The organism is Phyllobacterium sp. RCAM01083 (assembly GCF_055685835.1).
Map to the genome: position 1 here is coordinate 423,845 of NZ_JBVFZN010000003.1, position 24,891 is coordinate 448,735.

Below are 24,891 nucleotides of genomic sequence, written 5' to 3' on the forward strand. Positions count from 1 at the left end.
GTCAACTGATTCCAGAATCACCCTGCAACTGGTATGGTCGGTGCGCGTTCACAACCATGCGCTGTCCAACCGTTACCCCCGAATCGGGAGGCAGTTGACAGCTGTCAACGCCAAAAAAAAGCGCGGCATCGCTGCCGCGCTTTATCAAATTGCAGATATCCTCAGGCTGCAGCGGGCACGGCAGCAGGATCAATGACGTCAATCGTCGTCGTGCTGTCATAACGGTCCTGATCGAGAATTCCCTGTCGCTTGGCGACGATCGTCGGAATCAGTGCCTGCCCCGCAACATTCACCGCCGTGCGGCCCATATCCAAAATCGGATCGACCGCCAGCAAAAGCCCGACACCCTGCAAGGGCAAACCCAGCGTGGAGAGCGTCAATGTCAGCATGACAATCGCGCCGGTCAGCCCGGCGGTCGCGGCGGAGCCGATGACCGATACAAAGGCGATCAGAAGATATTCCTGAACACCCAGCGGTACGTTGTAGAACTGGGCGACGAAGATCGCGGCGATAGCCGGATAGATGGCGGCGCAGCCATCCATTTTCGTCGTCGCTCCCAGCGGCACGGCAAACGCCGCATACTCCCGCGGCACCCCGAGATTGCCTTCCGTCACGGCTTCGGTCACCGGCAGGGTTCCGATCGATGAGCGGGAGACAAAACCAAGCTGGATCGCCGGCCAGGCTCCCGCGAAAAACCGGGCCGGATTGAGACCATTGGCCAGAAGCACGATCGGATAGACCACAAAAAGCACCAGTCCAAGACCGATGTAGACCGCAGCGGAAAACCAGCCCAACTGTGCCAGCGTTTCCCAGCCATACTGCGCCACGGCCGTGCCGAGAAGCCCGATCGTTCCGATTGGCGTCAAGCGGATCACCCACCAGAGAATCTTCCGCACCACAGCCAGCAGCGCGCGATTGAAATCAAGGAACGGCTCCGCCACCGATCCGACGCGCAGCGCCGCGACTCCAACCACAATGGAGATGATGACAATCTGCAGCACGTTGAAAGACAGATACGTGCTCGCCGAACCGCCGGTCACTTTGGTCGACGCCTGCAGACCGAGCATGTTGGCAGGAACGAGCCCTTTCAGGAAATCGAGCCACGAGCCGGTCGACGACGGAACGGATGCGGCAGAGGCAAGGACGCTGGAATTGATTCCGGGCTGGATAACAAGTCCAAGCGCAATGCCGATCACCACCGACACGAGCGCCGTAATGGCGAACCACAGCAGTGTTTGCCAGACAAGAGCGGCTGCATTGTTGAGGGCGCGCAGGTTGCTGATGCTCGCCACGATCGCGGTGAAAATCAGCGCCGGAACCAGTGCCCGCAGGAGTTGCACGAAGATTGATCCGACGGTCTGCAGCGTTACGCTGAGCCAATTCGGATTGCCTGCCGCATCGGGGCCAAGATTACGGGCGACGAGGCCGAGCAGGAGCCCGACGATCATCGCGGCAATAACCTGAAAACCAAACGAACGGTAAAAGGGCTTTGGACCGGCCGGTATAGGACCAGAAGATGGCTTGCTCATTTCAACTATCTCGCTAAGGGGAACACAAGGAATTGGGTCGCCTCGGCGACTCCTGCAAAGGGCGCCAACCTATCATCAATCAACGCGCCCGCAGAACAATCAGTTCCTGAATTCAGGTGCTCTTCAACTGTTTCTTTCCAGAAACAGCGCGATTCATGGCAAATAATTCCCTTGTACTAAAGTTGCATTTACGCGACAGCGATCCCTAGCTATCAATACAACCTAAAATTACGTATAAAATATATTCTATTTAAAATTGTATTTTGTCTGGCGCATCGATTTCAATCACCATCTGTTTTTCAAGGATTGAAGCAATGTTCGATACAATTCGGAATGACAATCCTGCTCGCGACCGCCTGTCCCATCCTCCGGCACAAATGCCCGCCACGGGAACACCGGTTGCCGAGAGACCCGCAATATTTCCTCGTTTACCCCTGGACGAGATCTACCGCCTCAATGAGACACAGGTCCTGAAAGGTTCGGCCTCCCATCCGATGGAAATCGTTTCGGACGGAAAGGCAGACCACCTCCTTTATGTCTTTGTGCTCAGCGGTGTGATCGAATGCGGCAACACCAGATCGCGCCTCGCGTCGCTCATCCCGGACGGCTGCACCGGAGCCATCATCAACGACCCTGCCGCTTCGCTCAAAATGACCAAGGGGTGTCGTTGGCTCGCATTCCAGATTCCACTTTCCCTGTTGCGCAATCAGTTTGGCCTGTGGTCGGGACAATTCTGCTTTCATGAGCCGCGGTTTGCGGCTGTCGCCGATTTCCGCAGGCACGCCGTATCCAGCCTGTACCGCACGCTCAATCTTCTGCTTTTCAGGAAAGGGGAGGGCGAGACGCCGCCGCTGGTCATGAGCTACGAGCAATTGCTGATGGCGCAGCTCTACGCCTCAGCGCCGCACAATCTTTGCCATGGCGATCCTTCCACACGGCAGCCATGCCCAAGACAGCTTCGCCGTGCCGAGGAATTCATCCGAAACAATCTCTACGTTCCGGTAACGGTCGATCATATCGCGGGTGCCGCGGGGTGCAGTACGCGAACACTGCAGCGAATATTCCGGCATTTCCGTGACGCAACGCCAATCCAAATTCTGTCGCATTACCGCATCGCAGAGGCGCATGACCTGATCAAGATGGGCAAGGCGAGAACCGTCACTGATGTCGCGAGCAGTCTGCAGTTTTCAAACCCGGCGCGCTTCGCCGCCACCTATCGCGAAATTTACGGACAGAAGCCGTCCATCGACCTCCGCGCTCATCTCCGCGCCGGAGCGGAAAGAGCCACGCCCGTTTGATTTTCATCACCAGTCCATTTTCAGAAGGAAACAGAAGCATGGTCAACCAACCGACGCCTATTCCATTACCCGACTGGCTGATACCAATCGCGGATCATCACTATGCTATTGACGGCGGCAATCAAACGCTGGACAGCCATATCGTGGACATCAAGGCTCTTGCCAACGCAAGAATTGACCTCGTCGACGGCGCTCATCTGACAGTAAACCCGGCCGAACTTGATATAAAAGCGCTCGGACGCATCACCTATGGAGTAGGGAAAAACTGTACACTCACCCTCAGTGCGCCGCCTGCCGCCGTTAACATTGCAAATTCGACGACCATCGATTTTGGCAACTCAGACGGCACTGGCACATTCGAATACCAGCCCGGCAATCTCGGTATCAACGTGGCCAGCCCCATCGAGATCATCAATCTTCACGGAGGCGACAAGATCAAAGTGGATGGCGCAACCTCCGCCGAACTGAAGGGTGGCACACTTCTCTTCAAGACTGGAAAGACCACCGAGCCTGCGCCTGCTGAAAAACCGGGTCTTTTGACTGGTCTTCTAAATCCCATTGCAACGACAATCAAAGGCGCCACCAACACAGTCAAAGATGTGCTCAGTACGGGCGCAAAGTTCACAATCGATCCCGCTGCCAAATTCGACTTTGCCCGGGTGGATAATGACGGTCAGATCACTATCACAACACCCTGTTTTGTCGCGGGAACGCTGATCTCCACACCGGCAGGGGAGATAGCCGTTGAAAGGCTCCGGATCGGCAATCTGGTCTATACGATGAACGGCGAAGCCGTACCCATCATCTGGATCGGAAGCCGCAGGATCGATCCGATAACCATCGACAAGCTGCGCGATCATGCACCTATCCGCATCCGTCCGGGCGCGCTTAATCACGGCGCACCGAACCGCGACCTCCATGTGTCGCCGGATCATTGCCTGTTTCTGAATGGGTCACTTGTCCCGGCAAAGTTCCTCATCAACGGCACGTCCATCACGCAGAACGCAACGCTCGAACCATTCATTTATTACCATATTGAATTGGAGCAGCATGGCGTGCTGATCGCGGAAGGCGCCTATGCGGAAAGCTACCTCGATCTTGGCAACCGGGTCACGTTCCTGGAACCCGGAACGCTCATGTTCACATCACCGGAACGTGCGGTAAATTCGTCTCACTGCCATCCTCCGGTCTATTACGGCCCGATCCTCGACGGGATCAGAGAAGAACTCGACCAGCGCGCGCAAGCATTGGGCTATTGCTTCGGCAAGAAACCGGAACCTGCCGGAAACATATCCAATATATTTCCTTTTTACAAACGAATACAATGAGATAGGAGAAATCCTCCTGCGCGGCGGGCAACCGACCGGCCAATCCGGCGAACCTCTAGCGATAGGCGGCCGTGCGATCGAGAAAATCGTGAAAATGGGCGATCACGGTATCCTGGTCGATAAACACGACGGCATAGGCCGGCGGTTCGAGCGTCGTCATGATCCTGTCGGGTGAAAAATCCAGTGCCGTCTGGTGGTTGGTGCCGCGTATGACGCTCACAGGAATGCCGCGCCAGCTGCCCGCCACCGGCCTGTGCGCATGGCCGACAAAAATATGCCTGACGTTGCCATGCTCCCGCAGCAAGGCATGAAGCGCTTCCGATTCGACAAGTCCGAGCCCATCGAGGAGCGGCAGGAAAATAGGGAAGGGGGGATGGTGCAGGAAGAGGAAAACCGGCCGACCGGCCGCTTCGGCCAGACGCTGTTTCAGCCAGGCTTGCCGGGTTTCATCCAGACGCCCTTCGACAAAACCTTCCGATAGCGTGTCGAGCAGTATCAAGCGCCCCTCCGCCGTATCGACCACGCTTTGGACGAAACCGTCCTCCGGCGTGACGGAAGCGAAAACCCGTAGAAATGCGCTGCGGTTGTCGTGATTGCCGAGAAGCAGTTTATACGACGGAATGAGCTTCTCCAGTTCACCCGCCAGTGCCTGGTAGCTGTCCTCATGACCGTTATCGCTGAGATCGCCGGTGAAAATCACCAGTTCTGCATCCGCATGGTTCTCGTTGATGTCGGCGATACAGGCCTGAAGATTCTTCAGCGGATCGCGCTCACACAGAATATCGCCCGGCGTGACGAGATGCAGATCGGTAACCTGGATAATTTTCATGGAATGTCTCGGACGTGTCAGGGCTTGAATGAATGGGGAATGCGTGCACTGCCACGCACAACAATGTGCGTGTTCAGCCGGTCGTGCATGGGCGGGCAATCCGGCTCGGCCTGCCGCTGGTCGAGCAGGGCCACGGCGTGTGCAGCCATGACAGCCGGGTCCTGGCGGAAGGTCGTGAGATTGTAGGTTTCCCACGCCGCTTCCGGTATGTCGTCAAACCCGATGACGGACAGGTCCTCCGGAATCCTCAGGCTTGTGTGCCGCCGCACATGATCGATAAGGCCAAAGGCAACCAGATCGTTGACGCAGAATACGGCCTGCGGGTGTTCGCTGCCGGCAAAAAGCTGCCGCGCGGCTTCCTGCCCGCCCGCATAATCGGAATTGCCGCCATGCCCCATGATGACGGTCGCGCCATGCGCAGCCGCTTCCTGGCAGAATCCGTTCTCGCGTTCGATGGTCGTCGGCGTACGGGACACGGTTCCGGCGAAGCCCAATGCCGTCAATCCATTGGCGAGAAAAACCCGGGCAGCCTCGCGGCCTGCGCCTTCATTGTCGATATTGACGTCATCGGCCCCGGTTTCAGACCGCCCGAGCACGATGAGCGGCTGACCGTTGCGCCGCGCCAGCTCGACGAAAGAGGAGGGGGGAGAACCGGACAGAATGATCGTTGCCTCGGCGCGGTAGCCGAACAGCGTCTTTTGCGCGGCGACAAGTTCCTCTTCCGTGCGGCCTGTATTGATGACGATGGGTACGCTGCCGCGATGGATCAGCGCCTTGGTCAAGGCTGCGACGAGATGCGAGCGGTAGCCCAGTTCCGGATTGGTAACGACAAGGCCGACTAGCCGGCTTGTTCTTGCCAAAAGACCCCGCGCCAGATCGTTGACCTGATAGCCGAGCTCCTCGGCGGCAGCCATGATCTTTTCGCGTTTCTTGGCAGAAACACTGGCACCGGGTGTGAACGCCCGCGAGACGGCAGAGCGGGACACGCCAGCCTTTCTTGCCACCTCGACGGCACTGACATAGTGCTGGGTCTTCTTCGGTAGATCGTCGCCGTTCGAATCCATGCTTCTTCCTCTAGTGTCCCACCTTGGACAGCACATCGGCGCGCAAGAATCGCTCCACCACCAGCATAAAGCCGATAGACGGGATGAGTAGCAGCAGCGCGGTGATCGATGCAATCTGATAGTTGCCGCCAGACCCTGCCGTATAGAGCAATAGCGGCAGCGTGTTCACATCGGGCGCGCCGACGAAATAGCTGCCGGTAAACTCATCCAGAGACTCCAGAAACACAAAAATAGCGCTGGCGAGAAGCCCGGGCGCCGCAAGCGGCAGGGTCACGTCACGAAAGGCGCGCAGGGGACCGGCACCAATCGACCGGGCTGCTTCCTCCAGATCGATCTGCACGGCGGAGAACGCTGCCGTGGCAATCCACACCGCATAGACGAGACCATGGGTGACATGCACCAGCACCACGCCCATGACCGTGCCGTTCAGGCCAATCTGGTAGAAGAACCGAGCGATGTTCACATAGACGGGCAGATTGGGGAAAGCCTGCGGAATGAGGAAGGCGAGCAGGATCAGGCTGCGGAACGGCAGTTTCAGCCGCGACAGCGCGTAACCGGCGGGAACGGCCAGCGCGAGGGCCACCACTACCGTCAGGCTGGCCACGACAATGCTCGTCACCAGCGATTCCATGGCATTGCCGCGCGGCGAGAACACCCGCTGCCAGAAGCTGAAACCATATTCCAGCGGCAGCATATGCGGAAAATACCATTTCTCCGCGACGGTCCACAGCAGGAGATTGGTCAGCGGCCCGAAAATCACAAAGGCAAGCAGGCCAAGGACGAGCGCGCGGGGAACCCACCAAAAATCGATCCGGGTCATCACGAACGCTCCTTCACCGACTGGCGCAGATAGATCAAGGCGACACCGGCCGTCAGCAGCAGCGATATCATGCCGAGCGCATTGGCAACGCCATAGTCGCCATGGGCATTGATGCGGAATGCAATATCGGCGGTCAGCATGGTGGGGGATTGCGCATTGATCATCAGCGGCACCGAAAGCACCGACATCATGGTGACAAAGGAGAGGATAAGGCCGACCAGCAGGGTTCCCGCGATTTGCGGGACAATGATTTCGATGAGGATGCGCAGCCGCGAGGCGCCAAGATTGCGCGCGGCTTCAATGGTGCTGCGGTCGAGCGAGGCCATCGCGCCCGCAACCAGCAGCGTCACGAATGGTGTCTGCTTCCAGACGAAGGCGATGACAATGCCGCGCCAGTCAAGAAAACCGACCGTTTGAAGCGGTGTCAGGACGCCCAGGCTGACAAGGATATTGTTCATCAGGCCATTCTTGGCAAGGAATGTGCGCAGGATCTGACCAACGACGATAAACGGAATGAACATGGGCCAGCGGTAGAGCCAGCGCAGTACGGCGACAGCACGCGGATTCTCGCCCAGCGTGAGATAACCGCCGATGGCGATCGAGAAAAAGCCGATCAGCAGGGTGGAAACGCCGACGATCAGCAGCGTGAAAATCATGTCGCTGGAGTAAAGCTCGAAGGATTTGGAAAAATTCCCGATGCCGTAGCCATCGCCGACAACGAAGGCACCGACAATCGACGCGCCAAGCGGCACGATGAAAAACAGCACGATCATGACCAGTGCCGGGATCACGAGAAGAATGGCGAGAAGGCGTTTCTGCATCGGCATGTTCCAGAAGAGGGGAGGGGACCACCGGTGTGGGCCGGTGGTCCGAAGGGCACGCGCTATTAGTTGGCTACGTTGCGCTCATATGCTTCGAGAATTGCCGAATTGTACTTGGCAATCGGGAAGGGCTTTGCCTTGGTGGCAAGATCTTCCGGGGAAATATCGACGAAGAGCTTGTCCCAGCTGGCTTTGTCGAGTTCCGGCTGCACATATTTCGCATCGATACCAGGATACCAGTTGAAGCGCTTGACGATGCCTTCAGCCTGAACCTTCGGGCTGGTGGCAAGGGCAACAAACTTTTCAGCCAGCGCTGTGTTCGGGCTCTTGGCAGGGATGACATAGTGCATCGGCTGACCGGGCATGCCGGGAGCAGGGAGGAACAGCTTCATTTCCGGCGGAAGCTTGCCGTCTGCCTTCCAGGAATAGAACATATCAACCCAGACCGGGCCCATGGCGATTTCGCCGCGGCTCAGCATGTCGAGCGTTCCGGCATTGCCCGGCGTCAGGGTGGCGTTGGTGGTGAAATCTTTCAGACCGGCAAATGCCTTGTCCCACTTCTTGGTTTCCGCTTCTTCGAACGGGCCATTCATCAGTTTCTTGGCATCGCCATCGCCGAAGGCATAAATCCAGCCCATGACGAAGCTGACGCCCGAGGCACCGCCCTTGATGCCGTTGTAACCGAACTGCTTCGGGTTCTTCTTGGCCCAGGCAACCAGCTCTTCATAGCTCTTCGGCGGGTTGGGGATCAGCGCAGGGTTGTAGGCGATAGCCGTCTGGCTGGAGAACATCGGCATGACATAACCGTCGACATTGGCGCCAAGCGCCATTTTTGCCTTGTCGCTTGTCACCATGACGCCGGAAGGAATCTTTGCACGATAAGATTCCAGATAGCCTTCCTTGACCATGGGACCGGCAAACTTCTCGTGGACGACGGCCACGTCGGCATCCCATTTTTCCGTGTTGGCCTTGGCCTGCGCGTCGAACCGCTCGACGATCTTCTGCGAACCGGCATCGCCGGGGCCCGTGCCGACAACCCGCACCTTGGTGCCCGGATTTTCCTTTTCGAAGATCGGGGCGAGGTAATCATTGACGTAATCGACCATGTTCTGGTCACCCGCCGTCAACACGGTGAGGTCACCGGCAGCCGCAGGTGTGGCCGCCAGTCCGAGGATAAGTGAAGCCTGTAGTAACGTTTTCATCGTGAACTCCCGTTGAGCATGGATGTTTTGTTTTGGCAGTCTATGGGGCAGGGGCCGGCGGACCGGCCACCTGTCCTCAATGGGCATGTGCGGCCGCAGCAACCTGCGGCGCGTTGAAAATGAAAAGCGAATGCGCGGGGATATGCACCTTGACGGTTTCTCCCTCGGCAAAGGCGGTATCCGCATCGACAAGGATTTCATCATTGCCCAGCCGCACGGCATGGCGCCAATGACCGCCGGGATAGCTGACGCTGGCAATCCGGCCGCGCAGTTCGAGCGCACCCGGCTCGGCGGAAACCGTATCGCCGCTGCCGGCAAGGCGGGCGGCTTCGGCACGAAAACGCAGCTGCACCGGCCCGCTGGCAAGCGCACGGCCCGACAATGCCGTGACCGTCGAGGGATTGAACGCGCCTTCCGCCAGTTCAATCTGCGCGCCGTTGACACGCGCCTGCATGGACAGAACATTTTCCGCGCCCATGAACGCTGCAACGAAGAGCGATGCAGGCTTGTTGTAGACGTCTTCAGGCGTTCCCTGCTGCTCGATCCGCCCGGCATTCATGATGACGATACGGTCAGCCATCACCATGGCTTCCTCGCGGTCATGTGTGACGTGAATGGCGGTGATGCCAAGCCGCTTTTGCAGCGACCGGATCTCGTGGCGTACCGTCAGGCGGATACGGGCATCGAGGTTGGAAAGCGGCTCATCCAGCAGCAGGATTTCCGGATCGATGGCCAGCGCCCGGCCGAGAGCGACACGCTGGCGCTGCCCGCCGGAAAGCTGAGCCGGCTTGCGGGCGCCGAGACCGCCAAGGCCAAGCAGGTTCTGCATCTCGTTGACCCGCGCGTCGATGACATCCTTGGAGCGCTTCTGCAGCTTCAGCCCATAGCCGATATTCTGGGCAACGGTCATGTGCGGCCACAGCGCATAGGACTGGAACACCAGCGCCATGCCGCGCTTGTCCGGCGGCATCTGGGTGACATCGCGGTTCGCAACCTGGATGGAACCGCTGAACGGCTTGGAAAAGCCGGCAATCGTCCGCAGAAGTGTTGTCTTGCCGCAACCGGACGAGCCGAGAAGCGCCACGAATTCACCCTTGTGAATGTCGAGGTCTAGATTGTCGAGTACTGTCGTCGGGCCATACCCCACGCTCATTCGCTCGACTTTGAGGAAAGCAGTTTCAGTCATTTTCCATCCCATTGCGCAGCTGTGCAATTTTTTTCTTTGTACTGTCTGTTTATAACAGCGGGATGACAAGTAAAAAATTTTGACGGGGTTTTCCGGGCCAATTCGCTCGATGAAAACCTTACAACTTTTGTCTAGATGTCATAGAACCGTTATCCGGCTTGTATAGGGGTGACCGATCATTATGAGCCTGCAAAAATCAAAGCGGGTTCGTCTCGTCCTGACAAAAGGGGTTATCATGCGCCGCATTCTCATCGCTTCCGTTTTGCTTGCCGCCGGTCTTCAGCCGGTGTTTGCCGCAGATGGCAAACTTGTCCTCTATACCAGCCAGCCCAACACCGATGCGCAGCAAACCGCCGATGCATTCATGGCAAAGAACCCCGGTATCAAGGTTGAATGGGTGCGCGACGGAACGCCCAAGATCATGGCCAAGCTGCGCGCCGAAATCGAAGCCGGCCAGCCGCATCCCGACGTTCTGCTGATTGCCGATGTGGTGACGATGGAAGGCTTGAAGAAGGAAGGCCGCCTGCTGCCCTTCAAGGACGCAAAGACTTCGGGTATCGACGCGGCGCTCGTTGACAAGGACAGCACCTACTTCTCCACCAAGCTCATCACGACGGGCATTGTCTACAACACCAAGGCACCGTTTGTGCCGGCAAGCTGGGCCGATCTCGCCAAGCCGGAAGCCAAAGGTCTTGTCACCATGCCAAGTCCGCTGACATCGGGTGCCGCCCTGATTCACACCGTTACACTCACCGAAAATCTCAAGCAGGGTTGGGACTATTATGCCGAGCTGGCCAAGAACGGCGCGCAGGCTGCGGGCGGCAATGGCGATATCCTCAAAGCCGTCAGCGGCGGCGACAAGCTCTATGGCATGATCGTCGACTACATGCCGATCCGCGAGAAGGCCAAGGGCGCTCCGGTCGAGTTCGTGTTCCCGAAGGAAGGCGTTTCGGCTGTCACCGAGCCGGCCGGCATTCTTTCGACGGCGAAAAATCCCGAAGCGGCAAAAGCCTTCATCAACTTCCTCCTGTCGAAGGACGGTCAGGAGCTCGCAGCCAAGATGGGCTATATCCCCGCGAGTGCCGACGTTGCCTTGCCGGCGGGCTATCCGGACCGCGCCTCGATCAAGGTCATGACGTTCGATGCCGCCGGCGCGCTCGCCAACGAGACCAAGAACAAGGAAAAGTTCAGCGAAGTGATGGGGCAGTAAACGCCTTTGGCCATTACACATTCCATAGACAATGCCGGACCCGCATCCACACATGCGGGTTCCCCGGCATACAGGTTGTGGCGTTATTTCCGGCGGGATGGCGGATTGTCCGCCGTGCTGGTTCTCGCCGTCATCTTTGCCTTAAGCTTTTTGCCGATGCTGCGACTGCTGGTGACAGCCGTCGCACCCGGCGGCGAGGTTGATCTTGCCGCCATGGCCGGGCGGCTTTCCAGTGCCTCGGTCATGCGGGCCACGCTCAACACCCTGGATACAGCTTTCTTCGGCGCACTGCTTGCCCTCGTGGTCGGCGCGCCTTTTGCCATCGGCATCGCCATGACCGACCTGCCGGGGCGCAAGACACTCGGCTTCCTGCTGCTGTTGCCATTGATGATTGCGCCACAGGTGATGGCCCTGTCATGGCTGCACCTGTTCGGGCCATCCAGCACGCTGCTTGGTGCTTTCGGTCTTGCACCGCCGCCGGGCACGTCCAATCCGCTGCTCGGTCGCAATGGCATCATCCTGCTCTATGCCATCCAGCATGCACCCATTGTTTTCATCACCTTGCGGGCAGGGCTCACCCGCGTTCCCCGCGATCTGGTCGAGGCCGCGCGTTCTTCCGGGTCATCGCCGCTGCACGTGCTCCTGACGGTCATCCTGCCGATGGTACGGCCCTATCTCGTTGCGGCCACGGCGCTTGCCTTCGTGTCCGGTGTTGGCAATTTCGGCATTCCGGCTCTGCTTGGCATGCCGGTCAACTATCTCACCCTGACGACGATGATCTACCAGCGCATCGCCAGTTTTGGCCCGAGCGTGCTGCCGCAGGTTGCCGCGCTCTCGGTCCTTATTGCCATGCTTGCCTTGCTTGGCGTCGTCCTGCAGGCGCTGGCACTCAAGAAGGTCAGCCACCGATTTACGGCAGGCACACCGGCACGATTCACCCTTGGCCGCTACCGCTGGCTGTTCGCCGCCCTTGGCTGGGTCGCCATCCTGTTCATGCTGATCCTGCCGGTGCTTGCCCTGATAACCACGGCATTGATCCCGTCTTTCGGTGTCCCGCTCAACTGGTCCACCCTGACATTCTCCAATTTCGAGGAAGTCCTATTCCGGCAGGCTTCCACCAGCCGCGCCTTCTGGAACTCGGCCATTCTCGCCGGAAGTGCTGCTCTCATCCTCGCCATTGGCTCCATTCCGGTCGCCGTGGGCCTGGAGCGCTTCTCGCGCCTGTCGCAACGCGTCCTGCATGGCGCAATCGAACTGCCCTATGCCTTGCCGGGCATCGTGCTTGCCATCGCCTGCATCCTGTTGTTCCTGCGGCCGCTGCCATTGATCGGCAGCCTCTACGGCACCGCGTGGATTATCCTGGTTGCCTATCTCATGCGCTTCTTCGCCCTGGCCATGAAACCTGTCACGACGGCAATCGGGCAGCTATCGCGCGATCTCAATGAAGCGGCGGCCGTGTCCGGCGCCGGTCCGCTGCGCCGTCTCATGACCATCACCGGTCCATTGACGGCACCCGCAGCGGTTGCAGGCGCTTTGCTTGTCTTCATGAGCGCATTCAACGAATTGACGGTCTCGGCACTGCTTTGGTCGAGCGGGCATGAAACACTCGGCGTCGTGTTGTTCAGCCTCGAAGAGGCCGGGCTTGGTACCCATGCGGCGGCCATTGCCGTGACGACAATCCTGATTGTCGTGATACTTTTGGCGGTTCTCGACCGTCTCGGCAAAAAGCTCCCGCCTGGTGTATTGCCCTGGCGGTAGATCAGCCGGGAATGATCCAGGCGTCAGCAATGGCGACATGCACGGTTTCACCAATGCGCAGCGCCGAGGGGCTGTCGAGCGTCAGGCGCTCGCCGTTGGCCAGTTCGAGCCGGGTTTCGTAGACGGCACCGCGATAGGTGCTTTCCTGTACTGTGGCAGCAAGCCCGTCATCGACGAGACGGAGAGCTTCGGGGCGCAGCAGCAGCTTGATCGCGTCGGAGCCATCGGCAACGCCGCGCGCTGCAAGACGATACCCCTCCACATCAACGAGAGCCGATGACGCCTGCCTCTCGACAACCGTGCCGGAAACCGGCGTGCCGCGGCCGATAAATCCGGCCACGCGCTGATCCGCAGGGGAGTGATAGACCTCCACCGGTGCAGCGATCTGCAGGATGTTGCCGGCATTCATCACCGCGATGCGATCGGAGAGCGCCAGCGCCTCCGACTGGTCATGTGTGACATAAACGATCGTCGCGCGGGTGCGCCGATGGATATCCCGAAAAGCCTCGATCATCGAAGCACGCAAATGCATGTCGAGATTGGCAAGCGGTTCATCGAAAAGGATGATTTTTGCGTCGGCAACCAGACAGCGGGCGAGGGCGACGCGCTGCCGCTGGCCGCCCGAAAGTTCCTCGATCCGCCGATCGGCGAAACTGCCAAGACTGACGCTTTCCAGCACCGTTTTGACGCGCTGCGCGATCTCGGCCTTGGCAACCTTCCTGGTCTTCAGCGGGTAGGCGACGTTCTCGGCCACATTCATATGGGGCCACAGGGCATAGGACTGGAAGACCACGCCGACACCGCGCTCCTCCGGCGTTTTCTGGCGGCGCACATCGGCGATCCGCTCGTCGCCAAAATCGATGGCGCCATCGTCGGGCGCCTCGAACCCGGCAATCAGACGCAGGAGAGTGGTCTTGCCGCAACCGGAGGGTCCCAGCAGCGAGGTAAACGACCCTGCGGGGAAATTGATGGAGATATTTCTGAGAGCAACCGTCTCGCCGAAGCGCTTGGTCAGATTCTGGATGTGAATGTCGGTCATGCGCCGCTTTTACAATGCTTTTCGATCTTTGGCACCGCCTATGCGCCAATCGCGTTACAACCATGTGACGGGGCGGTGGTCTGCGGACCGCTGGCAGAAACTGAGCATTCAGGCGCCCGCACGCACGGCATCGATGAAAACCCGCAGCGCAGGTGCCATATGACGCTGCCTTGGATAGCACAGGAATAGCCCTGGAAACGGAGCGCACCATGGATCCAGCAGGCTAACGAGCCTACCCTCGGCAATGTGATCGACAACGGTGTCCTCGATCGGAAAACCGATCCCGATTCCGTTGAGAGTGGCACCCAGTGCCATTTCCTTGTCACTGAAGATCAACGGACCTTCGACAGAGACACTGAACCAGGTTTCATTCTCGAAGAACTCCCATGCGTAAGGCGTAGCCCGGCCCGGCCAGCGCCACCGTATGCAACGATGACTGACGAGATCGCGCGGGTGCTCCGGATATCCATGACGCGCCAGGTAATCAGGCGTCGCCACCACCACCTGCCGAAGCTCGGATCCCAGACGAACGGCGATCATGTCGCGTTCGATTACCTCCCCTATGCGCAAGCCCACGTCAAAACCGCCTGCGACGATGTCAATGACCTCGTCATCCACCGTGATGTCGAGCAGCACTTCGGGATAGCGCTGGGCAAAGCTGGCAAGAATCGGTTCGATGTGCTTTCGGGCTGCGGATCGGAACGAATGCACCTTTACCGTGCCGGCAGGGTGCTCGCCTGAGCGGCGAGCCTGTGCGACGGCGCTTCCAAGCTCGAATGCCGCAGGCCTGACCCGCTGGAGCAGATTCTCACCAGCCTCCGTCAGTGACACATTTCGCGTCGTCCGATGGAGGAGGCGCATCTCCACCCGTTCCTCGAAACTGCGCACCATCTGGCTCAACGCTGAAGGGGAGACGCCAAGGCTGTCGGCGGCCCGGGAGAAGCTCAGAAATTCGGCGACGGCAATGAAGGCGCGAAGCTGATTGTAGTCATGTCCGGCGAGCAGGATGTCCATTTCAGCACCATACATTACTTAGCTGAGCTAACAAGCGCTGTAATTTCTTAGCGCATTATAAAGGCGCAGCCTTTCTGCCATTTTCTCTTTGGTTCATTGAAAAGGATAAAGAAATGACAACTTGGTTCATCACAGGAATTTCGCGTGGCCTTGGCAAGGCACTTGCCGCGGCAGCACTGGCAGAGGGAGATACTGTGATTGGGACAGTTCGTACGGGGTCGTTCGAACTTGATCATGATCGCGGCAGGTTGCATGTGCTGAATGTTGATCTGGTCGACGGCCAGGCCGCAGTTGCCAGCGTAGCAAAAGCTTTTGAAATAGCGGGCGAGATCGACGTCATCGTAAACAATGCCGGATATGGGCTGCTGGGTGCATTGGAGAAGGCATCGGATGCGGATGTCGAGAGACTGTTTGCAGTCGATGTTTTTGCACCGTTCCGGATCATTCGGACGGCATTGCCTTACCTCCGCGCGCAGCGCCGCGGTCACATCATCAACATCACCTCCATTGCCGGGCGCGCGCCAACCACCGGATCGGCCGTTTACGCTGCCGCCAAATATGCGCTTGAAGGCCTTTCATCAGCATTGGCTTTGGAGATCGCACCGCTTGGTATCAAAATAACGGCCATTGCCCCTGGCGCATTCAGGACGGACTTCCTTTCGTCTCACTCAATCCGCAAAAGCGACGCCGAAGACGCTGCCTATGCCGAGACGATCGGACGGAGTTCTGCCGCCTTCGATTCCGTCGCGGGTCGACAGCTGGGCAATCCAGATCTCGCAGCACAAGTGATCATCAACCTGGTTCGTGCCGACAATCCACCTCTTCATCTGCTGCTCGGCAGTGATGCGCTGCGCCGTGCCCGCAGCAAACTGGATCAGATTGTCGATGAGATCGATGCCTGGGAAACCATCACCCGCAGCACCGATTTCGAGAAAGGCGAATAATTTAAACAGTCAAACTCCGCATCAATCGGACAATTCGGGCAAGGTCACGATCGTGAGACGGTGACCTTGCTCAAGGCATGCGTTGCTCACATCGTCACCAGCGATCAACACAACGACACGCAAGTTGCAGCAGGACGACATTGCGTCCATCAAAATTCCCATCAAAACCCGTCAAAAAGAGTTGCACACCTCATTTCGCCGAACTAGTATATCAAGCGGAGGAGAATTCTCGTGGTAAAGATGACGCTTGAAGACGTCGCCCGAGAAGCCGGTGTCAGTCTTGCAACGGTTGATCGTGTTGTGAACGGGCGGAATGGTGTGCATGCGCGCACCATCGAACGCGTCAACGCGGCCATCAAGCTGCTTGGATTTCATCCGGATCAGCACGCATCACGCCTTGCGCGCGGACGGGACTATGATTTCCGGATTATCCTGCCGACCGGCGAAAACGAATTCATGCAGGCACTGGATGCGGAGTTTCGTGCAACCCGCGAACGCCAGTTGAAGGAACGCGTGCGGCTTTCCATTCAATATGTCGATACTTTCGACGGCGAGGCTTTGGCGGCGGCGCTCGAACGGCTGCCCTCCAGCATCGACGGCGTCGCTGTCGTCGCGCTCGACCATCCCGCCGTGACAGAAGCGATCAACGCCCTTGCCGACAGGGGTGTGGTTGTCCTGACACTGGTTTCCGATGTGCCGAACTCACGCCGCGCCCATTTTGTCGGCATCGACAATTACGCCGCCGGCCGCACCGCGGCTTCCCTGATTGGCCGCTTTGTCGGACCGCGCAAGGGCAAGGTCGGCATGATTGCCGGCTCGCTGGCCCTGCGCGACCACGTGGAGCGGCAGTTCGGTTTCGAACAGGTTATTTCCCGCGAATACGCCAATCTTGAAGTTCTGCCCGTGCGGGAAGCACGGGACGAGAACGCACGGGTCGAGACGGTCGCCCGCGCGCTGCTGCGCGATCACCCCGATCTGGTCGCCATCTACAACGCCGGCGGTGGACAGGCGGGTGTCGTCGCTGCGCTCGAAGCAACCGGCCGTGTCTCCGACGTGATTTTCGTGGCGCATGAACTCACCGCCTCGACCCGCCGCCATCTGGTGCGCGGCACCGTGGATGCGCTCATCAATCAGGATGTCGGGCATATGGCGCGCAGCACCGCGCGCATTCTCACTGCCCTGCGTGAAGGCCGTCCCATCGTACCGGGGCAGGAACATATCCGCATCGATATTTTTCTCAGGGACAACATGCCCTGAACAGAGACCGGAGGGGTGCCTGCCCGAGGCGCCCGCATGAATTGGAGGAGACGAGACATGAAGACGATCAAGGGACCAGCCATTTTCCTCGCGCAATTTGCGGGCGATGCGGCACCGTTCAACTCATTCGACGCGATCTGCCAATGGGCAGCATCCCTCGGCTACAAGGGTGTTCAAATTCCCACCTGGGATGCCCGGCTGTTCGATCTCAAGAAGGCCTCGGACTCCAAGACCTATTGCGATGAAGTCGCCGGCATTGCCCATGCGCATGGCCTCACCATCACCGAGCTTTCAACCCATCTGCAAGGCCAGCTCGTCGCCGTTCATCCGGTCTACGATGAACTGATGGACGGTTTTGCCGTGCCTGAAGTGCATGGCAACCCCAAGGCCCGGCAGGAATGGGCGGTCGATCAGGTGAAGCGCGCCGCGCGTGCCTCCAAACACCTTGGCCTCAAGGTGATGCCGACATTCTCGGGCGCACTGGCCTGGCCATTCCTCTATCCCTTTCCGCAGCGACCTGCCGGTCTCGTCGAAGCGGCATTCGACGAACTGGCCAAGCGCTGGACACCGATCCTCAACTACCTCGATGAACAGGGTGTCGATGCGGCCTATGAAATCCATCCGGGCGAAGATCTGCATGACGGGATCACCTACGAGATGTTCCTGGAGCGCGTGAACAATCACCCGCGCGCCAACCTGCTCTATGATCCCTCGCACTTCGTGCTGCAGCAGCTCGACTATCTCGACTACATCGACATCTATCACGAGCGCATCAAGGCGTTCCACGTCAAGGACGCCGAATTCAATCCGACCGGCCGTCAGGGTGTCTATGGCGGTTTCCAGTCCTGGGTGAATCGTGCCGGCCGTTTCCGTTCGCTCGGTGACGGACAGGTGGATTTTGGCGCCGTCTTTTCCAAGCTGACGGCTTATGACTTCGATGGCTGGGCCGTGCTGGAATGGGAATGCGCGCTCAAGCATCCGGAAGACGGTGCACGTGAAGGCGCTGAATTCATCAACGCACATCTGATCCGCGTGACCGAAAGGGCATTCGATGATTTCGCTGGCGCAGGAACCGACGACGCGGCCAACCGCCGTATCCTTGGTCTGGTATAAGAACGGAAGGAAGCGGCAATGGCTATTGAAGCAAGCAGAGAAAAAGCGGCAACCCGGCGCATTCGCATCGGCATGGTCGGAGGAGGGCAGGGTGCCTTCATCGGCGCCGTGCATCGCATCGCCATGCGCATCGACGACCAGTACGAGCTCGTCGCCGGAGCCCTGTCTTCCGATCCGGCGCGCGCCAAGGCCTCGGCGAAGGAGCTCGGCATAGCGGAAGACCGTGCCTATGGTTCTTTCGAAGAGATGGCGAAAGCGGAAGCCAAGCGCCCGGACGGGATCGAGGCGGTGGCGATCGTTACCCCGAACCATATGCATGCACCTGCCGCAAAAGCGTTTCTGAGAGCGGGCATCCATGTGATCTGCGACAAGCCGCTCACCACCACTGTCAAGGATGCCAAGGAACTCGTGGCACTGGTGAAGAAGACCGGCAAGATTTTTGCCGTGACTCACAATTACACCGGTTACCCCATGATCCGGCAAGCCCGCGCCATGGTCGAAAAGGGTGTCCTTGGCAAGATCCGTCTGGTGCAGGCCGAATACCCGCAGGACTGGCTGACCGAAAAGGCGGAGGACTCAGGATCGAAGCAGGCGGAATGGCGCACCGATCCGGCGCGTTCGGGCGCAGGCGGCGCCATCGGCGATATCGGCACGCATGCCTATAACCTTGCTTGTTTTGTTTCCGGCCTGACGCTGAAGCAGCTGTGCGCCGAACTCACCAGCTTCGTCGAAGGCCGCAAGCTCGATGACGACGTGCAGATCCTGATGCGCTTCGATGGCGGCGCCAAAGGCATGCTGTGGGCAAGCCAGGTGGCGCCCGGACACGAGAACGGCCTGAAACTGCGTGTCTACGGCATCAAGGGCGGGCTGGAATGGACCCAGGCCGATCCGAACTATCTCTGGTACACGCCGTTCGGCAAGCCCAAGCAATTGCTGACCCGCGGCGGAGCCGGCGCGTCGCCGGAAGCCGCCCGTGTCACACGCGTTCCCGGCGGTCATCCGGAAGGCTATCTTGAAGGTTTTGCCAATATCTATACGGAAGCCGCACAGGCGATCATTGCCGCCCGGACGGGCAAGAAGACGCCGAAGGATGTGATTTATCCGACGGTCGAGGATGGACTTGCCGGCATGGAGTTCATCGATGCGGCGGTAAAGTCGTCCAAAGCCGGCGGCGTGTGGACGAAGGTGTGATGAACAGCGACCAAACCCATCGCAACGACGGAGTGCCCGTGCTTGAAGCCCGGGGCATCGCCAAGGCTTTCGGGCCGGTGGAGGTGCTGACCGATATCAGCCTCACCATCGAGCCCGGCGAGGTGCATGCAATCATCGGCGAGAACGGTGCTGGCAAGTCGACGCTGATGAAGCTTCTGAGCGGCCATCTGCAGCCGACCCGCGGCTCGGTTGCGATGGATGGGGAGGACGTGACCCTCGCCGGTCCCGTCGATGCGGAACATCGCGGCCTTGTACTGGTGCACCAGGAAATCCTGCTCGCACCGCATTTGACGGTCGCGCAGAATATTTTCATGGGGCGCGAGTTGAAACGCGGTCTCATGGTCAATGACCGCGAGATGAACCGGCTGGCTGCGGAAGCCGTGCGCAAGCTCGGAGCTGATATTGATCCGACAACACCTGTGTCGCGGCTATCCATTGCGCGGCGCCAGCTCGTGCAGATTGCCCGCGCGCTGCAGGTGCCGCACCGCGTCGTGATTTTCGATGAACCCACGGCATCCCTCACGCCCTATGAGACGGAAGCGCTGCTCAAGGTGATCCGCAACCTGCGCGACCAGAACGTCGCGGTTCTCTATATTTCCCATCGCCTGCCGGAAGTCGCCGCCATTGCCGACCGCATCACCGTTCTGCGCGACGGCAAACTCATCGCGACCCGCAATGCCTCGCAATTGCAGCCCGTTGACATGGCAAAGCTGATGGTCGGACGCGATATGTCAAAACTCTATCCCGAAAGGGAAGAGACCGCGACGCGCGAGACGATCCTTGATGTGAGCAATTTCGACGTTCCGGGTTATGCCCGCAGCGCCTCGTTCGCCTTGCGCAAAGGTGAAATTCTCGGCTTTGCCGGGCTGATCGGCGCCGGACGGACTGAACTGTTCGAAGGCATTGTCGGGCTGCGTGCCGGACATGGGCAGGTCAAATTGAACGGCAAGCCGGTGCGGTTTCACAGCGTGCGCGACAGCATGGCCGCCGGGATTGTCTACCTGAGCGAAGACCGCAAGGGCAAGGGACTGCTTCTGGCACAGAACCTGCGGACGAACCTCACGCTGGCCTCATTGGAAAAATTCACCAAAGGCCCGCTCATCGAGCGCAAGCAGGAAGAACAGGGGCTGGACAAGGCGATTGCCGAATTCGACATCCGGGCCCGGCGGCGCGATCTGCTGGCGGGCCAGTTGTCCGGCGGCAATCAGCAAAAGCTGTTGCTCGCCAAGATGATGCTGCTTGATCCGAGCATCGTCATCATCGATGAGCCGACCCGCGGCATCGATATCGGCACCAAGGAACAGATCTACAGATTCATCGCCGATCTCGCCAAGTCAGGAAAATCGGTCATCGTCATCTCGTCCGAGATGCAGGAGCTGATCGGCATCTGTCACCGCATCCTTGTCATGCGCTCCGCGCGCATTGTCGGCGAGGTCTCGGGTGACGCGATGACGGAAGATGAAATCGTCGTCTACGCCACCGGCGTCAAAACAAACGAAGCAGAACTATACGCAACGGGGTCCGCATGAGCGATACGCAAGCAAATACCGACACGCGCGGCCTTGGCCGCAAGCTGGCGGATATCGACAAGACGGCGGTTGCGCCATTCCTGGCGCTTGCCGCGCTTTTCGTTCTGGGCGCCCTGGTCAATCCAAGCTTCATCGGCATCGACAATATATTGAACGTGCTGACCCGCTCGTCCTTCATCGCCATTATCGCGGTTGGAGCGACCTTCGTGATTTCGGCTGGCGGGCTTGATCTGTCGGTGGGATCGATGGCTGCGCTTGTCGCCGGCATCATGATCCTGTTTCTGAATTCTGCCGCCATCGACGGCAATTTCGCCATGCTGGCCGCCGGTGTCGTCATCGCCATCGGCGTCGGGGCAGGCGCCGGGCTGGTCAACGGCGCAGTCACCACGCTGGGGCGGATCGAACCATTTATCGTGACGCTTGGAACAATGGCCATCTACCGCTCCGTCACTGTCTGGCTGGCCAATGGCGGATCGATTGCCATGAAATCCAGCGAAATGCGCAACCTGTTCCGGCCGGTCTATACCGGCACGTTCCTCGGCTTGCCGATACCGGTCTGGATCATCATTGCGGTCGGTTTGCTCGGTGCCTTCATCCTCTACAAGACCTCCTTTGGCCGGCACGTCATCGCAGTGGGCTCGAATGAGGATGTCGCGCGGTATTCCGGCATCCACGTCAATCGTGTCCGCGCCATGACCTATGTCATTCAGGGGATTTGCGTCGCCATAGCCGTAGTGGTCTACGTGCCGCGGCTTGGGGCGGCAACCACGACCACCGGCATGCTGTGGGAATTGCAGGCCATCACGGCGGTCGTCATTGGCGGCACGGCGCTGAAAGGCGGCGTCGGGCGCATCTGGGGCACGATCTGCGGCGCCTTCATGCTGGAGATCGTCGGCAACATCATGGTCCTGTCCAACTTCGTCAGTGAATATCTGATCGGTGCGGTTCAGGGCGTCATCATCATCATCGCCATGCTGGTGCAGCGGACACTGCAACGCAAGGGATAACGGCGATAAAAGTTTGGGAGGGGGAGAATGGGCCACCCGCCGACCTCGACACAAAGGCCCGTAGAATATTTGGGAGAGAAATATGCGTAAACTCATCGTGGGACTTGCCGGCGCGCTGCTCGCGTCAAGCATGGTCCTGGCTCACGCCGCGGACAAGAAAGTCAATATCGCCGTTTCCATTCCGGCTGCCGATCACGGCTGGACCGGCGGCGTCGTCTATCACGCCGAACGGGCGGCCAAAATTCTCGAGGCCAACCATCCCGGCCTCAAGATCACCATCAAGACATCGCCCGATGGTGCTTCCCAGGCCAATGCGCTCGAAGACCTGACCACGCAGGGGATCGATGCCCTCGTCACCCTGCCGCATAATTCCGACGAACTGACCGACCCGATCCGTCAGGTCAAGGCAAAGGGCGTATTCGTCACGGTTGTCGACCGCGCCCTATCCGATCAGAGCATTCAGGATCTGTACGTCGCCGGCAACAATCCGGAGCTCGGCCGTGTCGCCGGCAAATATCTGAAGGACAAGCTTGGCACCGGTGACGTCGTGGTCATTCGCGGCCTGCCGATCGTCATTGACGAAGAACGCCAGAAGGGTTTTGACGAAGCCATTGCCGGAAGCGGTATCAAGGTGCTCGACAAGCAGTTCGGCAACTGGTCCCGCGACGATGCCTTCAAGGTCATGCAGGACTATCTGACCAAGTTCCCGAAGATCGATGCCGTCTGGTGCCAGGATGACGACATGGCCGTCGGCGTGCTCGAGGCCATCAGCCAGGCCAAGCGCACCGACATCAAGATGGTCATCGGCGGTGCCGGCATGAAGGACATGATCAAGCGCGTCAGCGATGGCGATGCCATGACACCGATCAATGTTCTCTATCCGCCGTCCATGATCGCAACGGCACTCGAACTGACGGTTGCCAATTTCTACGATCAGGTTCCTGTACGCGGCAAATACATCCTGGATGCCACCCTGGTCACCAAGGACAATGCCAAGGAATTCTACTTCCCTGATTCGCCGTTCTGATCTCCACGATCAGGGCATGATCAGTCTGCACATGGAAAAGGCCCGCAAGGGCCTTTTTCTTTTGTCAGGGTTGGCGCCGGGGAGGACTCGTACCCCGACGCCTTCCCTGTTGCAGCAGGCTTCATCATGGCTGGAGCAGCGGTCATGCTCAAACCATTTCCTGCCGCAAATTGCGCGTCGCACGTCGAAATTTCCAGCCGTTGCGCTTGCCGGGATAGCTCGAACTTCAAGAATTTTTGCAGGCTCGCGGTCAGCGCGCTTGCAATTTTGTGATGTTTTTCAAGCGCCAACTAACTTGACTCGTTGACTCCTCTTTATGTTGAGTAATAAATATGATCATACGAGTCAAGTTTGAACTATCCGTTGCCGGAACATTCCGGCAGCAACAGCACGAAAAGGCTGGCCAGCAATGTCACGACGCCAAATCATCGATCTTCAAGTCCGGCTTCCGAGGCTGGCCCCGCTCGCACGCGAACTCATGCCGGCCCGGCAAACGGATATGCGCGTTTACGGCAGCGAAATCCTATTCGACGGCTCCAACGAAGTCGGCATCGAACATGCCGGCTCGCTTTACCGCCTGAAAATCACCCGCCAGGGCAAACTCATTCTCAACAAGTAACGCATTGATAGGCATCCGAAGACAATGACTGATACGCACAAGCCAGCACCCCAGGACATCCGGCAAGCTCGGGCAGACAACCCCAAAATGCGCGAGCGCGATCTTGCCCAGCAGCTTGGCATCACCGAGGCTGATCTGGTTGCAGCCTTTTGCGGCCTCAATGTCATTCGCATCACCCCGCGCATCGAGACCTTCCTGACCGAGATACAGACCCTCGGCGAGGTGATGGCGCTGACGCGCAACGAAAGCGCCGTGCACGAAAAGATCGGCGTCTACGACAAGCCCATCGTCGGCAAGCACGCCTCCATGCTGCTGGGCGAACAGATCGATCTGCGGCTGTTTCCCGACAGCTGGGCGCACGGTTTCGCGGTGGAAAAGCAGGACGGCGAATTCACCCGCCGCAGTCTCCAGTTCTTCGATGCCGCCGGTGAGGCAATCCACAAAATCCATCTGCGCCCCGCTTCGGACCTCGACGCCTACCACGCGCTTGTTGCCAAGTTGCGTCTCGACGACCAGTCGCAGAGTATCGAACTGACGGCCTTGCCGAAGCCCGAGGAGAAGATTGCGGAAATTCATGAACTCGATGCGGATGGCCTGCGGGACCGCTGGACCCAGATGAAGGATGTGCATGAGTTCTTCGGCATTCTGCGTTCACTGAAGATGACGCGCCATCAGGCGGTGCAGGTGATCGGGCAGGACTATGCCTGGGCGCTGGATCGCGACGCCTTGAGCGCCATGATGCAGCATGCGGCGCAGGAGCAGATACCGATCATGTGCTTTGTCGGCAATCGTGGCTGCATCCAGATTCATTGGGGTCCGATTGCGAACATCAAGGCGATGGGGCCTTGGCTCAATATCCTCGATGAAACCTTTCATATGCATCTGCGCCTCGACCACATTGCCGAGTTGTGGGCTGTGCGCAAACCGACCAAGGACGGTCATGTGACATCGCTCGAAGCCTACGGCGCCGAAGGGGAAATGATCATCCAGTTCTTCGGCAAGCGTCATGAAGGCTCGGGGGAGCGGGAAGACTGGCGCCAGCTTGTCGAAAACCTGCCGCGCATCCTGCGTTCGGCCGCGTAAGG

At 59.0% G+C, this 24,891-nt stretch carries 23 protein-coding genes; 13 read left to right on the top strand and 10 right to left on the bottom strand.

The annotated features are described in order from the left end of the window. Positions 1-161 precede the first annotated feature (161 nt). The gene (locus tag ACZ25R_RS03525) at positions 162-1,529 is read right to left on the bottom strand and encodes a dicarboxylate/amino acid:cation symporter (RefSeq protein WP_472460059.1); all 1,368 of its coding nucleotides are present in this window, start codon (positions 1,527-1,529) and stop codon (positions 162-164) included. A 314-nt stretch (positions 1,530-1,843) separates the two neighbouring features. Between ACZ25R_RS03525 and ACZ25R_RS03530 the strand changes: the two genes are divergently transcribed. Both ACZ25R_RS03530 and ACZ25R_RS03535 read left to right on the top strand, forming a co-directional pair. After that, the gene (locus ACZ25R_RS03530) at positions 1,844-2,827 is read left to right on the top strand and encodes a helix-turn-helix transcriptional regulator (protein ID WP_472460060.1); all 984 of its coding nucleotides are present in this window, start codon (positions 1,844-1,846) and stop codon (positions 2,825-2,827) included. A gap of 38 nt (positions 2,828-2,865) precedes the next feature. Continuing rightward, entirely contained in the window at positions 2,866-4,155 is a 1,290-nt protein-coding gene (locus ACZ25R_RS03535; protein ID WP_472460061.1) for a Hint domain-containing protein, read from the top strand. A 55-nt stretch (positions 4,156-4,210) separates the two neighbouring features. Here ACZ25R_RS03535 and ACZ25R_RS03540 read toward each other — a convergent pair whose 3' ends face one another. The 6 genes from ACZ25R_RS03540 to ACZ25R_RS03565 all read right to left on the bottom strand — a co-directional run bounded on the left by ACZ25R_RS03540 (position 4,211) and on the right by ACZ25R_RS03565 (position 10,077). Next, positions 4,211-4,984: a phosphodiesterase gene (locus ACZ25R_RS03540; protein ID WP_472460062.1), complete on the bottom strand. Its 774-nt coding sequence runs from the start codon at positions 4,982-4,984 to the stop codon at positions 4,211-4,213. 17 nt (positions 4,985-5,001) lie between these two features. Beyond that, on the bottom strand, positions 5,002-6,048 hold the full coding sequence (locus ACZ25R_RS03545) for a LacI family DNA-binding transcriptional regulator (protein ID WP_464664761.1): 1,047 nt from the start codon (positions 6,046-6,048) through the stop codon (positions 5,002-5,004). A gap of 10 nt (positions 6,049-6,058) precedes the next feature. Next, entirely contained in the window at positions 6,059-6,868 is an 810-nt protein-coding gene (locus tag ACZ25R_RS03550; protein WP_472460063.1) for an ABC transporter permease, read from the bottom strand. Continuing rightward, a complete protein-coding gene (locus ACZ25R_RS03555) occupies positions 6,868-7,689 on the bottom strand; it encodes an ABC transporter permease (RefSeq protein WP_472460064.1) in 822 nt (273 codons plus the stop codon). The genes ACZ25R_RS03550 and ACZ25R_RS03555 overlap by 1 nt, the downstream gene beginning before the upstream one ends. Before the next feature lie 65 nt (positions 7,690-7,754). Further along, entirely contained in the window at positions 7,755-8,891 is a 1,137-nt protein-coding gene (locus ACZ25R_RS03560; RefSeq protein WP_346306329.1) for an ABC transporter substrate-binding protein, read from the bottom strand. Positions 8,892-8,967: 76 nt separating this feature from the next. Continuing rightward, positions 8,968-10,077, bottom strand: coding sequence for an ABC transporter ATP-binding protein (locus ACZ25R_RS03565; protein ID WP_472460065.1), 1,110 nt, complete (start codon positions 10,075-10,077; stop codon positions 8,968-8,970). 235 nt (positions 10,078-10,312) lie between these two features. Between ACZ25R_RS03565 and ACZ25R_RS03570 the strand changes: the two genes are divergently transcribed. Beyond that, complete coding sequence (locus ACZ25R_RS03570; protein WP_472460066.1) at positions 10,313-11,287, top strand: ABC transporter substrate-binding protein; 975 nt, start codon at positions 10,313-10,315, stop codon at positions 11,285-11,287. A gap of 114 nt (positions 11,288-11,401) precedes the next feature. After that, complete coding sequence (locus tag ACZ25R_RS03575; RefSeq protein ID WP_472460144.1) at positions 11,402-13,045, top strand: ABC transporter permease; 1,644 nt, start codon at positions 11,402-11,404, stop codon at positions 13,043-13,045. Position 13,046: 1 nt separating this feature from the next. Here ACZ25R_RS03575 and ACZ25R_RS03580 read toward each other — a convergent pair whose 3' ends face one another. After that, positions 13,047-14,084 (bottom strand): ABC transporter ATP-binding protein, encoded by a 1,038-nt coding sequence (locus ACZ25R_RS03580; RefSeq protein WP_472460067.1) that lies wholly within the window; start codon positions 14,082-14,084, stop codon positions 13,047-13,049. Between the two features lie 108 nt (positions 14,085-14,192). Continuing rightward, a complete protein-coding gene (locus ACZ25R_RS03585) occupies positions 14,193-15,098 on the bottom strand; it encodes a LysR family transcriptional regulator (protein WP_472460068.1) in 906 nt (301 codons plus the stop codon). Between the two features lie 113 nt (positions 15,099-15,211). Between ACZ25R_RS03585 and ACZ25R_RS03590 the strand changes: the two genes are divergently transcribed. The 7 genes from ACZ25R_RS03590 (at position 15,212) to ACZ25R_RS03620 (ending at position 23,187) form a co-directional block, all read left to right on the top strand. Next, positions 15,212-16,042, top strand: a complete 831-nt coding sequence (locus tag ACZ25R_RS03590) for an SDR family NAD(P)-dependent oxidoreductase (protein ID WP_472460069.1) — start codon at positions 15,212-15,214, stop codon at positions 16,040-16,042. Positions 16,043-16,282: 240 nt separating this feature from the next. Then, positions 16,283-17,299, top strand: a complete 1,017-nt coding sequence (locus ACZ25R_RS03595) for a LacI family DNA-binding transcriptional regulator (RefSeq protein ID WP_403182541.1) — start codon at positions 16,283-16,285, stop codon at positions 17,297-17,299. 57 nt (positions 17,300-17,356) lie between these two features. After that, complete coding sequence (locus ACZ25R_RS03600; protein ID WP_464664754.1) at positions 17,357-18,412, top strand: sugar phosphate isomerase/epimerase family protein; 1,056 nt, start codon at positions 17,357-17,359, stop codon at positions 18,410-18,412. Positions 18,413-18,430: 18 nt separating this feature from the next. After that, positions 18,431-19,603: a Gfo/Idh/MocA family protein gene (locus tag ACZ25R_RS03605; protein ID WP_472460070.1), complete on the top strand. Its 1,173-nt coding sequence runs from the start codon at positions 18,431-18,433 to the stop codon at positions 19,601-19,603. Continuing rightward, positions 19,603-21,153: a sugar ABC transporter ATP-binding protein gene (locus ACZ25R_RS03610; RefSeq protein WP_472460071.1), complete on the top strand. Its 1,551-nt coding sequence runs from the start codon at positions 19,603-19,605 to the stop codon at positions 21,151-21,153. The genes ACZ25R_RS03605 and ACZ25R_RS03610 overlap by 1 nt, the downstream gene beginning before the upstream one ends. Beyond that, a complete protein-coding gene (locus ACZ25R_RS03615) occupies positions 21,150-22,160 on the top strand; it encodes an ABC transporter permease (RefSeq protein ID WP_288192149.1) in 1,011 nt (336 codons plus the stop codon). Before ACZ25R_RS03610 ends, ACZ25R_RS03615 begins: the two co-directional genes overlap by 4 nt. 82 nt (positions 22,161-22,242) lie before the next feature. After that, entirely contained in the window at positions 22,243-23,187 is a 945-nt protein-coding gene (locus ACZ25R_RS03620; protein WP_346306407.1) for a substrate-binding domain-containing protein, read from the top strand. 20 nt (positions 23,188-23,207) lie between these two features. Here the strand turns inward: ACZ25R_RS03620 and ACZ25R_RS03625 are convergent, their stop codons facing one another. Then, complete coding sequence (locus ACZ25R_RS03625) at positions 23,208-23,477, bottom strand: hypothetical protein (RefSeq protein WP_472460072.1); 270 nt, start codon at positions 23,475-23,477, stop codon at positions 23,208-23,210. 188 nt (positions 23,478-23,665) lie between these two features. On the opposite strand from ACZ25R_RS03625, the gene hemP reads away from it, so the two are divergent. Together hemP and ACZ25R_RS03635 are read left to right on the top strand one after the other, a co-directional pair. Next, positions 23,666-23,806: a hemin uptake protein HemP gene (gene hemP, locus ACZ25R_RS03630; protein ID WP_472460145.1), complete on the top strand. Its 141-nt coding sequence runs from the start codon at positions 23,666-23,668 to the stop codon at positions 23,804-23,806. 24 nt (positions 23,807-23,830) lie between these two features. Continuing rightward, the gene (locus ACZ25R_RS03635; protein WP_472460073.1) at positions 23,831-24,889 is read left to right on the top strand and encodes a hemin-degrading factor; all 1,059 of its coding nucleotides are present in this window, start codon (positions 23,831-23,833) and stop codon (positions 24,887-24,889) included. The last annotated feature ends 2 nt before the right edge of the window (positions 24,890-24,891 follow it).